The 12,758-nt window shown below is 52.2% G+C and carries 11 protein-coding genes; 4 read left to right on the top strand and 7 right to left on the bottom strand.

Annotation, left to right across the window (positions count from 1 at the left end; genetic code table 11):
* Positions 1–233: 233 nt before the first annotated feature.
* The 3 genes from nagC to nagB are packed head-to-tail and all read right to left on the bottom strand — an operon-like array spanning position 234 to position 3,463.
* Positions 234–1,457, bottom strand: coding sequence for a DNA-binding transcriptional regulator NagC (gene nagC / locus DCH402_RS14605; RefSeq protein ID WP_040001941.1), 1,224 nt, complete (start codon positions 1,455–1,457; stop codon positions 234–236).
* A gap of 30 nt (positions 1,458–1,487) precedes the next feature.
* On the bottom strand, positions 1,488–2,639 hold the full coding sequence (gene nagA / locus DCH402_RS14600) for an N-acetylglucosamine-6-phosphate deacetylase (protein WP_040001940.1): 1,152 nt from the start codon (positions 2,637–2,639) through the stop codon (positions 1,488–1,490).
* Between the two features lie 23 nt (positions 2,640–2,662).
* Positions 2,663–3,463, bottom strand: a complete 801-nt coding sequence (gene nagB / locus DCH402_RS14595) for a glucosamine-6-phosphate deaminase (protein WP_040001939.1) — start codon at positions 3,461–3,463, stop codon at positions 2,663–2,665.
* 338 nt (positions 3,464–3,801) lie between these two features.
* Between nagB and nagE the strand changes: the two genes are divergently transcribed.
* Positions 3,802–5,274: an N-acetylglucosamine-specific PTS transporter subunit IIBC gene (gene nagE / locus DCH402_RS14590; protein WP_040001938.1), complete on the top strand. Its 1,473-nt coding sequence runs from the start codon at positions 3,802–3,804 to the stop codon at positions 5,272–5,274.
* A 164-nt stretch (positions 5,275–5,438) separates the two neighbouring features.
* Entirely contained in the window at positions 5,439–7,097 is a 1,659-nt protein-coding gene (gene glnS, locus DCH402_RS14585; RefSeq protein WP_040001937.1) for a glutamine--tRNA ligase, read from the top strand.
* Between the two features lie 73 nt (positions 7,098–7,170).
* On the opposite strand, the gene fur is transcribed toward glnS, so the two are convergent.
* Both fur and fldA read right to left on the bottom strand, forming a co-directional pair.
* Positions 7,171–7,617: a ferric iron uptake transcriptional regulator gene (gene fur, locus DCH402_RS14580; protein WP_012770614.1), complete on the bottom strand. Its 447-nt coding sequence runs from the start codon at positions 7,615–7,617 to the stop codon at positions 7,171–7,173.
* A 341-nt stretch (positions 7,618–7,958) separates the two neighbouring features.
* Positions 7,959–8,486, bottom strand: coding sequence for a flavodoxin FldA (gene fldA / locus DCH402_RS14575; RefSeq protein WP_040001936.1), 528 nt, complete (start codon positions 8,484–8,486; stop codon positions 7,959–7,961).
* 416 nt (positions 8,487–8,902) lie between these two features.
* Between fldA and DCH402_RS14570 the strand changes: the two genes are divergently transcribed.
* A complete protein-coding gene (locus DCH402_RS14570) occupies positions 8,903–10,588 on the top strand; it encodes a methyl-accepting chemotaxis protein (protein WP_040001935.1) in 1,686 nt (561 codons plus the stop codon).
* 42 nt (positions 10,589–10,630) lie between these two features.
* Here the strand turns inward: DCH402_RS14570 and ybfE are convergent, their stop codons facing one another.
* Together ybfE and ybfF are read right to left on the bottom strand one after the other, a co-directional pair.
* On the bottom strand, positions 10,631–10,912 hold the full coding sequence (gene ybfE, locus DCH402_RS14565; RefSeq protein WP_012770611.1) for a LexA regulated protein: 282 nt from the start codon (positions 10,910–10,912) through the stop codon (positions 10,631–10,633).
* Positions 10,913–11,126: 214 nt separating this feature from the next.
* Positions 11,127–11,948 (bottom strand): esterase, encoded by an 822-nt coding sequence (gene ybfF, locus DCH402_RS14560; RefSeq protein WP_050583320.1) that lies wholly within the window; start codon positions 11,946–11,948, stop codon positions 11,127–11,129.
* A gap of 254 nt (positions 11,949–12,202) precedes the next feature.
* Here ybfF and seqA point away from each other — a divergent pair, with 254 nt between their 5' ends.
* Entirely contained in the window at positions 12,203–12,742 is a 540-nt protein-coding gene (seqA, locus tag DCH402_RS14555) for a replication initiation negative regulator SeqA (protein ID WP_040001934.1), read from the top strand.
* The last annotated feature ends 16 nt before the right edge of the window (positions 12,743–12,758 follow it).

Here is a 12,758-nt window from a genome sequence, read left to right as displayed (position 1 = left end):
AGCGGTTTTCCTTGCCGTGTTTTTACCACTGAGGGTGACTCGCCGCCGTATCGGTAACACTGATTTAGCATCAAAAGGGGATATCAATTCAATATCCTTTAATTAAAAAAGCCATTGTACTGGTGAATATATAATTTACGGTGTGTTTTATTGTGTTTTATTCACAATGACGACGGGAATATGCCGGATTTTTAGCGATTTCATAATCCGGCCTTATAGCAGAAAGTCGAAAACTACTGATTTTCAAGCAGACGTTGCAGCAATACGCCGTTGAGCATCGCTCGTTTTACCAGGGCGAAAGCCCCGATGGCGGATAAATGCTGTAACCCGGAAACCACAACCGGCAGATTTTGCCGGAAATCTTTGAGCACCTGCGTGTTGATGCAGCGCTGAATTGCGGGCAACAGGAGTTTGTCGGCCGCGGTAATTTCACCGGCAATCACCACTCGTTGCGGGTTGAACAGGTTGACGGCAATGGCGATTGCTTTACCCAGTTGCAGCCCAGCCGCTTCGATCAGTTCTCTTGCGAGGAGATCGCCTTTTCCCGCGGCTTTGCAGATAGCGTCTATCTGGCAGGCATCCGGCGTGAGCTTGCTGGGAAATCCCTGTTGCAGCAGGTGACGTGCCCGCTGTTCCAGCGCGCCGTTAGATACTACCGTCTCCAGGCAACCAAAGTTGCCGCAGTGGCAGCGGTCGCCCAGTGGGTCAATCTGGATATGACCTATCTCCCCGACATTGCTGTTGCTGCCGAGGAAAATTTTGCCGTTGACCAGGATGCCGGCGCCCACGCCGCGATGGACTCGCACCAGCAGTGAGTCCTGGCAATCCCGGGTGGCGCCGAAGTAATGTTCGGCCAGCGCCAGGCTGCGGATATCATGACCGACGAAACTATGGATGTTGAAGCGTCGTTCGAGATTCTCCACCAGCGGCCAGTTATCCACGCTGATGTGCGGCATATAACGCACCACGCCGGCCGTGGGGTCGACCAGTCCCGGCAACACCACTGAAATGGCGATTAATTCACGGATTCGGCGCTGATGGCGTGCGATGAATTGCTCAATAACGCTGAACAATGCGTTTTCCAGTGAGTCCTGCGTGTTTTCCGGCAGGTTACAGTGCTCTTCTTCCAGCCGTTTTCCCTGCAGATCGTATAAGGCGAGAGTCGCGTCGTAGCGGCCAAGTCGCACCGCTACGGTATGAAATGGTCGTGTTTCTGAAATGATGGAGATAGCGCGACGCCCGCCGGTTGATGCCTGTTGGTCCACTTCTTTGATCAAACCGCGTTCCAACAGCTGGCGAGTAATTTTGGTGACGCTGGCGGGAGCTAACTGGCTCTGTTCTGAAATCTGAATTCGGGAGATAGGGCCTTGCTGGTCAATCAGGCGGTACACGACCGCGCTGTTGAGTTGTTTGACCAGATCAATGTTCCCTATCTGGGTTTGTCCGCCTGTGGTCATGACGCGTTACTCGTGTCGAGGCAATACGATTTAGTGTTTATGAAAGACTTCTTCACCGTTCACAAACGTATTGAGGATGTCAAAATCGCGGGTAATTACCGTCAGGTTCGCTACTTTTCCTGTTTCAATGCTTCCCAGTCGGTGTGCTTCGCCGATGGCCATTGCCGGGTAGAGCGTCGCCATTCTCAGTGCTTCATCCAGAGCGATACCCGCGTGTTCTACGCAATTGCGCACCGCATCGATCATGGTGAGTGCCGAACCGCTCAAGGTGCCGTTCTCATCCACACAGATGCCGTCGCGGTAGTATATGGTTTTACCGGCAAATGTGAACTGGTCGATATCAGAGCCGGCCGGTGCCGTGGCGTCGGTAACCAGCACCAGCTTATCGCCTTTGATACGTTTGCTATTGCGGATGTTGGCCCAACTGACATGGTGGCCGTCGGCAATGATGCCGCAGTAGATTTCCGGCGCATCATAGACGGCACCGATCAAACCCGGTTCGCGGCCGACAATAGGAGGCATGGCATTGAACAGATGGGTGGCAAAGCGGATCCCGGCGGCAAAACCCTGTTTGGCCTGTTCCCAGGTGGCGTGGGAGTGGCCGGCGGAGACCACAATGCCGGCGTCGCTCAATTGTTTGATCACTTTATCGGGCACCCTTTCCGGCGCCAGCGTGATTTTGCTGATCACATCGGCATTGTCACACAGATAGGCGACCAGTTGCTCATCCGGCTGGCGGATAAAAGCGGCGTCGTGGGTGCCTTTTTTCGCCGGGTTGAGCCAGGGGCCTTCCAGATGTAACCCCAGCGCCTGGTGGCGATGTTGGGCAAGCCAGGCACGCATGACGTCGATGCTGCGGCGCATGAATTCATCGGAGGAGGTGATGAGCGTCGGCAAAAAGCTGGTACAGCCGGATTTTTCGTTGGCTTTCTGCATGGTTTCCAGCGTGTTGACGGAAAGGCTGCTCAGCGCGTCGTTAAACTGAACGCCGCCACAGCCGTTCAATTGCAGGTCGATAAAGCCAGGGGCTAATAATGCGCCGGCAAGATCGCGCCGGGGTAGCGTATCAGGCAGCTCGTGTACCGGGCACACGGCATCGATCAGTCCGTCGACGATGACGACGGCATAGCCGTCAAGGATCTGGTGGCCGGTAAAAATACGACCGTTGGTTAAAGCGTACATTTATAAAGCTCCTGGCTCACCGATTACAAATTTTTGAGATTTTCAGCTTCCAGCTCGCGGAAATACTTCACGGTCTTCACTTTTAATTCCATGGTGGAAGGTTCGTCGCACACCATCAGCGCCTTGGCGTGCAACTGTAGGCAACTGATCGTCCACATGTGGTTCACGTTGCCTTCCACTGCGGCCTGAAGCGCCAGTGCTTTATGGCGGCCGCTGACCAGAATCATCACTTCTTCTGCATCCAGCAGCGTACCGACGCCCACGGTCAGCGCATATTTAGGTACCTGACCGACATCGCCGCCAAAGAAACGGGAATTGGCGATACGTGTTTCTTCCGTCAACGTTTTGATACGCGTGCGGGATACCAAAGAGGATGCAGGTTCATTAAAAGCGATGTGACCGTCATTGCCGACGCCGCCCATAAAGAGGTGAATCTTACCGTAAGACTTGATTTTTTCTTCATAACGCTGACATTCGACAGTGATATCTTCTGCGTTGCCGTTCAACAGGTTAATGTTTCCTTCCGGAATATCAACGTGGTTGAAAAAATTCTGGTACATGAAGGTCCGGTAACTTTCCGGATGGTCCGCCGGCAGGCCGACGTATTCGTCCATATTGAAAGTAACGACATGTTTGAAACTGACCTGGCCGGCGTTGTATAGCGCAATCAGTGATTTATAGGCCTCCAGCGGCGAGCTGCCGGTCGGCAGACCGAGCACGAACGGGCGCTCCGCCGTCGGGTTAAACGCATTGATGCGCTCGGCAATATAACGGGCGGCCCATTTGCCAACGTCGGCCGGGGTCGTTAATGGGATCAGTCTCATGGGGCTCTCCTCAGAAAATCGGTTAGCGAAGGCAATTATTCATCGTATAAGCGCAATCAGATAGACTCGGCGTCAGGTAATATGCCTGTACGACGCTTTGGTATTCATCTGGCGCTAGTGTAGCTCGTTTTTTTTAGTCTTGAAATAAGTTGTATTAATGCTACGCCATAAACTTTTTGTATGTGTTTTTGTGGTGATAATTATCACATAATTACCGCTATTAATTTGCGTGACGAATTATTTTTTTGGCACTCTGCTCAGGCCCACATGGCTGGCGGGTGATTTGGTAATAAGGCTGACAGACAATTTTATTGCCCGTAAGGGAAAGAGAGGGGAAGGTGAGTATATTCGGTTATTTACAAAAAGTAGGCCGTGCGCTGATGGTGCCGGTCGCGACGTTGCCCGCAGCCGCCATCCTGATGGGCGTCGGGTATTGGATAGATCCCGTCGGTTGGGGCAGTGAAAGTGCGCTGGCGGCATTGCTGATCAAGTCAGGCGCGGCGATTATCGAGCATATGGCGGTGTTATTTGCGGTCGGCGTCGCCTACGGTATGTCGAAAGATAAAGACGGCGCGGCGGCATTGTCCGGCTTTGTCGGTTATCTGGTGCTGACTACGCTGTGTTCGCCCGCAGCGGTTTCCATGATTCAGCACATCCCGCTGGCGGAGGTGCCGAAGGCATTCGGTAAAATTGAAAACCAGTTCATCGGTATTCTGGTCGGCGTGATTTCCGCCGAGCTGTATAACCGCTACAGTCAGGTTGAGTTACCTAAAGCACTCTCTTTTTTCAATGGTCGCCGTCTGGTGCCGATTCTGGTGTCTGTGCTGATGATTGCGGTGGCGTTTGTGCTGATGTACGTCTGGCCGGTGATTTATAACGCGCTGGTTTCCTTTGGCGAACACATTCAGCAACTGGGGTCGGTCGGCGCCGGTATCTATGCCTTCTTCAACCGCCTGCTGATTCCTGTTGGATTACATCATGCGCTGAACTCGGTGTTCTGGTTTGATGTGGCCGGCATTAACGATATTCCTAATTTCCTGAGCGGGCAGCAGGCGATTGATGCCGGTAAAGCGATTCCTGGTATTACCGGGCGTTATCAGGCGGGTTTCTTCCCGATTATGATGTTTGGCTTGCCGGGCGCGGCGCTGGCGATTTATCACTGTGCGCGTCCTGAAAATCGCAGTCGGGTGGCGGGTATTATGGTGGCGGCGGCGTTTGCAGCCTTTTTCACCGGCATTACCGAACCGCTGGAATTCTCCTTCATGTTTGTGGCGCCGGTGCTGTATGTACTGCATGCCGTGTTGACCGGCATTTCGGTATTCATCGCCGCCAGCATGCACTGGATTGCCGGTTTTGGTTTCAGCGCCGGTTTGGTGGACCTGGTGCTGTCTACACGTAACCCGCTGGCGACGAATTGGTATATGTTGCTGCTTCAGGGCGCAGCTTTCTTCGTCATCTATTATGTGGTGTTCCGCTTTGCCATCACCCGTTTTAACCTGATGACGCCGGGACGCGAAGCCGCTGTAGCGCAAGCCTCATCAGAAAACGCGGCTGCGTCTCAAGGTAATAGTCAGTCGGTGGCGAGAGGCTATCTGCAGGCTATCGGCGGCAAGGATAATCTGACCGGGATTGATGCCTGTATTACCCGTTTGCGCCTGAGCGTGAAGGACTCCGCTCTGGTAGATGAACCGGCTGCACGTAAGCTGGGGGCGGCAGGGGTGATTCGTCTCAACAAACAAAGCGTGCAGATTGTAGTCGGCACTCAGGCAGAAAATATCGCGGCGGCGTTGCGAGACGTTTCGCAGGAATAAGTCGGCCGGCGTGATTGCCGTCAATATCGACAAACGGAGCGTGCGCAAGACGTACGCTCCGTTTTTTTATCTTGAACTTTCATGAAACAAACGGTTGTTTCCCGGCGTGGCTTGTTGGATCATTAGCGGTTATGGGTTGTTTTTTCGCATTTGAGGAACCAAGCATGAGTGAGGCTGAAGCCCGCCCAACCAACTTTATTCGTCAGATCATTGATGAAGATCTGGCTACCGGTAAACACGACAACATCCAGACGCGTTTTCCACCAGAACCGAATGGTTATCTTCATATCGGTCACGCTAAATCTATCTGCCTGAACTTCGGTATCGCTGAGGATTACAACGGTAAGTGCAACCTGCGCTTTGATGATACCAACCCGGTAAAAGAAGACATCGAGTACGTTGAATCCATCAAACATGACGTTCAGTGGCTGGGTTTTTCCTGGAGCGGCAATGTTCGCTATTCGTCGGATTATTTTGATCAGTTGCACATGTATGCCGTTGAACTGATCAATAAAGGGCTGGCCTATGTCGATGAGCTGACGCCGGATCAGATCCGCGAATATCGCGGTACGCTGACCTCGCCGGGCAAAAATAGCCCGTACCGCGATCGCAGCGTCGAAGAGAATCTGGCGCTGTTTGAGAAAATGCGCAATGGCGGTTTTGCCGAGGGTGCCGCGTGTTTACGCGCTAAAATCGATATGGCATCGCCATTTATCGTCATGCGCGACCCGGTGTTGTATCGCATCAAATTTGCCGAGCATCATCAGACCGGCAACAAATGGTGCATCTACCCGATGTATGACTTTACTCACTGTATTTCCGATGCGCTGGAAGGTATTACACACTCGCTGTGTACGCTGGAGTTTCAGGATAACCGCCGGTTATATGACTGGGTGCTGGACAACATTACCATTCCCGCTCATCCGCGTCAGTATGAGTTCTCCCGCCTGAATCTGGAATACGCGGTGATGTCCAAGCGGAAACTGAACCAATTGGTGAATGAGAAGATCGTCGAAGGGTGGAATGACCCGCGTATGCCGACCATCTCCGGTTTACGTCGTCGTGGCTACACGGCGGCCTCTATCCGCGAATTCTGTCGCCGTATTGGCGTCACCAAGCAGGACAACACGGTAGAAATGGCGGCGCTGGAGTCATGTATTCGTGATGACCTGAACGAAAATGCCCCGCGTGCAATGGCCGTATTGAACCCGGTGAAAGTGGTGATCGAAAACCTGCCGGAAAGTCATGAAGAATGGCTCAGCATGCCTAATCATCCCAATAAGCCGGAAATGGGAACGCGGCAGGTAGCATTCAGCCGTGAGGTTTATATCGACCGCGCAGATTTCCGCGAAGAAGCCAACAAGCAGTACAAACGTTTAGTACTGGGTAAAGAAGTGCGCTTGCGCAATGCTTATGTCATTAAAGCTGAACGCATTGATAAAGATGATCAAGGCGTGATTACCACGATTTACTGTAGCTGTGATACGGATACCCTGAGTAAGGATCCGGCTGACGGCCGTAAAGTTAAAGGGGTGATTCACTGGGTATCGGCTGCGCATGCGTTGCCGGCTCAGTTCCGTTTGTATGACCGCCTGTTTAGCGTCGCGAACCCGGGGGCGGCGGATGATTTTCTCGCTACCATTAATCCTGACTCATTGCAGGTTGTGCAAGGGGTTGTGGAAGCCAGTCTGGCCAATGCCGAGGTCGAGAAAGCGTATCAGTTTGAGCGTGAAGGTTATTTTTGCGCCGATCGCGTTTATTCCAGCGCCGACAATCTGGTATTTAACCGGACGGTGGGATTACGCGACAGCTGGGCAGGCTAATCGCTGTCCGGTCAGGATGTGAGATAAAAATAAAACCGCCGCGGCGGTTTTATTTTTTGCTCAATCGACGTGTTTAACGTTCGTCGTGTGCGTTGTCGTCTTCACGGCAGTCGCCGCTACTGCAATGGCCGTACAGATACAGGCTGTGGTTAGTCAGCTTGATGCCGTGTTTTTCTGAAATCTCACGCTGGCGCGCTTCGATAGACTCATCGCTGAATTCAATCACCCGACCGCAATCCAGACAGATCAAATGATCATGATGGTGTTGCTGTGTCAGTTCGAAAACAGATTTACCGCCTTCAAAATTGTGGCGGGTGACGATACCTGCATCGTCAAACTGGTTGAGCACGCGGTAAACGGTGGCCAGGCCAATCTCTTCGCCCATATCAATCAGCTTTTTGTATAAGTCTTCCGCGCTGACGTGGTGGCATTGAGGATCCTGAAGGACTTCCAGAATTTTCAGTCGAGGAAGTGTGACTTTCAGGCCTGCCTTCTTTAATGCGGTGTTGTTGTCAGTCATGCGGATTTAGTCCTGTTACTTGCTTTATCTGGGAAGTTACTAGCCTAGTATCATCGGGCGGCGTAAAAAAGGTCACGTGTCTCAATTATAGAACCGCGCCATCGAAATGAAAACCACGGAACTTTTACAATATGATTCTCGTTAACTTGCTGTATTCAGGCTGGTTATCTATGAGAAACAAATCGTATGCCAGGATTTATCATTAAACATAATCTGGCTAGCCGGATGGACATTGTACCTTGTCGGCGTGAAAAGTTAAAAAAATGTATCACTGATTGTGATAGGTTTTACCTATCTGTATAGATAGGCTCTGAGTGCATTGCATCAGAGCCACAGGTGAATCAGGCCAGTAATGCTTTCAGATTCAGCTCTTCGCTGATCTGCTTGACCCAGTTGGATACTCGCTCGCTGGTGAGTTCAGGCTGGCGATCTTCATCAATGGCCAGGCCGATAAAGTGGGTGTCGTCCGCCAGACCTTTTGAGGCTTCGAAGTAGTAGCCTTCAGTCGGCCAGTGACCCACAATGGTCGCCCCGCGGGGTTCGATGATATCGCGGATCGTACCCATGGCGTCGCAGAAGTACTCGGCATAATCTTCCTGATCGCCGCAACCGAAGAGCGCAACCAGCTTACCGGCAAAGTCAATCTCTTCCAGTGTCGGGAAGAAATCGTCCCAGTCACATTGCGCTTCACCGTAATACCAGGTCGGAATACCCAGCAACAGGATGTCAAAACGCTCAAGATCCTCTTTGCTGCTTTTGGCAATGTCGTGCAGTTCGGCGACGTCGCTGCCCAGTTGCTGCTGGATAGTTTTGGCAATGTTTTCGGTATTGCCGGTGTCACTGCCAAAAAAAATGCCTATGAGAGCCATAGATAAAATAACCTCTTGATTCTTAAGGGTATGGTGCTTGCGTCACCCACGATCCGCTAATGATAACAGACACTGTCTGATGGATAAACGTGTATCTGTCGCCGGGGGTGGAAATGGTATCGAAACGATTAACTGGTTATTTTTTGATCATCGCCTTAATGATTTTTTAATTTTTTAAAATACGATCTTCGCACAGATAACTGAAAATATGGGTAATCCGTTAATTACCTAATTTTTATTAGCTTTTAAACAACAGAAAAAACTAAATATTCCTGTGGTTTTGACGATGACAGAACATGGTGCTTTATTGAATGTAAATGTGCAGCAATGTTTCTTACAAAACGAGAGATTTTCTCATCGCATAAATCAAAACAAACCTTACCTCCTCGATCAATAGCCCATTTATGGAGTCAATTATGCAATTCCTAAAAAATATTGCCATTCGCACAGCGATGCTGTGGGTACTTGGCATTTTCTGTGCGTTATGGATTGCGGTTTCGGTTTACACCATGTACTCGTTCAAAACCATGAATGAGACGTCTAAAACCAGTGCGTTGCTGGTTAACAATATGAATTTAGTCAATACCGGCAACGACCAGTATTTCCGCATGGTGACCCGACTGGCTCGTGCGATTGACTATCGGCAGAGCGGTGATAACCAGAAAGCGGACGAACAGCAAAAATCATCACAAGCCGCGCTGGATTTACTGAAATCCAACCTGGAAGCCTTCAGGAAGATTGATCATGCCGGCATGTCGCCCGAATTGGTCGAAGCAGTGACACGCGACTGGAGCAACCTGATTACTCAAGGGGTTGAACCCATGTTCCAGCGTGCGGTGGATAAAAAATTTGATGAGTATGACAAATATGCCAAAGACGTCGTGCCCGCCTTTAGCCGGCAGTTCAACGTCTCTTTCACTAACTTCAACAAGGCGGGATCAACGATGTTCGTCGATGCTGGCGAACGACTGGAAACCATCACCGGCGTTGGGCAAAACATTTTGCTGGCGGGGCTTATCGCCGGTTTGTTGATGTTGTTCCTGACTGATCGCTATCTGGTGGCTTATCTGGTGCGCCCGCTCAACGAGCTGCGGGATCATTTCCTGGTTATTGCTTCCGGTCATCTGGGAAAACCGATTCTGGATTTCGGCAACAACTGCGTGGGCAAGCTGTTCCCGTTGCTGCGTGATATGCAAACCAGTCTTGCGAATACCGTCAGTACGATCCGTACCAGTGCCGATTCTATCTATCAGGGGGTATCGGAAATTGCCTCCGGCAACAACGACCTTGCAGCCCGTACGGAGTCGCAGGCCGCTGCGCTGGAAGAAAGCGCCGCCAGTATGGAACAGCTGACCTCGACGGTGAAACAGAACGCAGAAAACGCCAGCCATGCCAGTCAATTGGCTCGCCAGGCTTCTACTACCGCCAGTAAAGGTGGAGAACTGGTGAACAATGTGGTGAAAACCATGGCGGAAATCTCCGGCAGTTCGAAGAAAATTGCCGAGATTACCAGTGTAATTAATGGTATTGCTTTCCAGACCAATATTCTGGCGCTGAACGCAGCGGTTGAAGCCGCTCGGGCCGGTGAGCAAGGGCGCGGGTTCGCCGTCGTAGCCGGTGAAGTAAGAAGTCTGGCGCAGCGTAGTGCGCAAGCGGCTAAAGAGATCGAAAACCTGATTGCCGAGTCGGTGCGTTGCGTGGATAACGGCTCTGCGCTGGTGGCCGATGCAGGCAGCACCATGAGCGAGATCGTTAAGGCCGTGACGAACGTCACTGATATCATGTCGGAAATTGCGACGGCATCGGATGAGCAAAGTAAAGGAATCGCTCAGGCGGGGCAGGCGATTACGGAAATGGACGGCGTCACTCAGCAAAACGCCGCGCTGGTGCAGGAAGCTTCTGCAGCTACCCGCTCGCTGGAAGAGCAGGCGATGGTGTTGACCGAGGCGGTATCGGTATTCCGACTGACGGAGGAACAAATGGCGGGCCTGTCGCCAAGACGTGAACGTCAGGCAGCGGTCAGATCCGTATCAGCTCCGGCAGCCAAAGCATTGCCGGCAAGTAGTGGTAAGAAGAGCAACGATAACTGGGAAACGTTTTAAGCTATTGAGGACAACCGGCGTCATGGACGACGCCAGTCATGTTTAGTTTTTTTGTTCAGCCAACTGCGCCAGCAGTATTTGTTCGATCAGCTCACTGCGGCTGATATTTTTCTGTTCAGCCAATGCATTCAGAATGTCTACCGCTTCACTATTGATTTTCAGCTCGACACGACGCAGCCCCCGCACTTTGTCACGCCGCAACTGATTGCGCTTGTTGATCCGTAATTGTTCGTCACGAGAGAGCGGGCTGGTTTTCGGGCGACCCGGGCGACGCTCGTTCGCGAACAGATCCAGCGTGGTGCGATCCGTTTGTTCTTTTGCCATAACTCATGGTACTGCAAGAAATTCGGCCAAATCGCCGCTTGGATTACCGGAATGCGAACACCGTGGGTAACCGTTGCGTTCAGCCGTTCAGGCCGCGTTTGGATGAAATGTGGTTAACGATGCAAGCGGCCAGACAGCCGTCCCTCATACTGAGCGGGCCATAATACCCCAGCCGTTACGGTGGCGACAATGTTTACTGGGGGACAATACTCAATTAAACCGTAGCTTGAGATGACGGGCCTGGCCGTGGATATGTCGGCAATACCTGGTCAGCATTCAGAAAACGATGAATGGCGCGCATCACCGCTTCCGGTTTTTCCGCATGGACCCAGTGCCCGGCGCCGCTTACCACATGCGCTTTGGCGGCGGGAAACTGGCGTAGCAGCGTATCGCGATAGCGGTCGTCAAGATAAGGCGACTCGCCGCCGCGGATAAACAGGATAGGCCCGGACCAGGCCGGCACCTCGCTCCAGCCGACAATATGCTCGTACTGGTCCCACAGCACCGGCACGTTGAAACGCCACTCGCCCTGTTGAAATGATTTCAGCAAAAACTGTACCACGCCTTCTTCGCCCGGCAGGTCGTCACGCATGATTTCCGCCGCTTTCGCACGTTGTTCCACACCGGCCTCGCTCACGGCGCGAACGGTAGCGAATACCTTGTCGTGACGACGAACCTGATAATCCACCGGCGCGATATCAATCGCGACAATACGGTCGATGCGTGCGGCGATCTGCTCGGTCAGCGCCATCGACACCTTTCCTCCCATGGAATGGCCGATCAGGATCACCCGCTCCAGCGCCAGTTCATCGATCAGTTCACGTACATCCTGCGCCATCGCCGCGTAATTCATCTCTGGCGAACGAGGCGATAATCCATGATTGCGTAGATCAATCTGCAAGGTATCGTGATGCTTTTGCAGATCGCGCGCCAGCACGCCAAGGTTGTCCAGATTGCCGAACAGGCCGTGAATAAGAATGACGGGTAATCGGTTTTGCGGGTGTTGTGCGTTTTGCCAGCGATAATTCAATTTCATGGTGAAGTTCATTCAGAGAGACAGTGGCTTAGGGTATCATGACTTTACCATGGTGCTCCGCCACAGGCTAAACTCTGTCGGACGGCGTCAACGAGGGCAGGGAAGTAAACCACGCTCATGTATGGGATTTGTACGGCACATTCAGGATAATCCTGAATGTGCCGTCACGGGCCGTCTGCCGCTGTTCGCGGGTTGCGTGTAGCCTGTATAATTCCTGATGATTGATTAAAGACATAAAACAGTACTGGATAAAGATGAAAACTATTGATGTCGACGACGAGCTTTACCGTTATATCGCCAGCCACACTCAGCATATCGGCGAGAGTGCATCGGATATTTTACGGCGCATGTTGAAATTCAGCAGCGCGCAGCCCGCGTCGGTGGCGACGGCCCCATCGGCGGCGGCGTCGACAAGTGTCCAGCCTGTTGCTGTGCAACCGCTGCGCGACCGGGTAAGAACCGTGCGTGAGTTACTGCTGTCGGATGAGTATGCCGAGCAGAACAGAGCGGTCAATCGTTTTCTGATGGTACTGTCTACCCTGCATCGTTTATCGCCGCAAGCGTTTGCCGCCGCTACCGAATCGTTGCATGGCCGTACCCGCGTCTATTTTGCCGCCGACGAGCAGACGCTGCTGTTGCACGGCGCGCAGACCAAACCCCGGCACATTGAAGGCACGCCTTACTGGGTTATCACCAATACCAATACCGGTCGCAAACGCAGCATGGTCGAGTACATCATGCTGGCGATGCAGTTCCCGCCGGAACTGACTGAGAAAGTTTGCGGCACCATTTAAATCACTGCGTCAGGAA

The sequence above is a fragment of the Dickeya chrysanthemi NCPPB 402 genome, assembly GCF_000406105.1.
In the GTDB taxonomy this organism is placed as follows: Bacteria; Pseudomonadota; Gammaproteobacteria; order Enterobacterales; family Enterobacteriaceae; genus Dickeya; species Dickeya chrysanthemi.
This window is presented reverse-complemented; position numbering and strand designations above follow the sequence as displayed.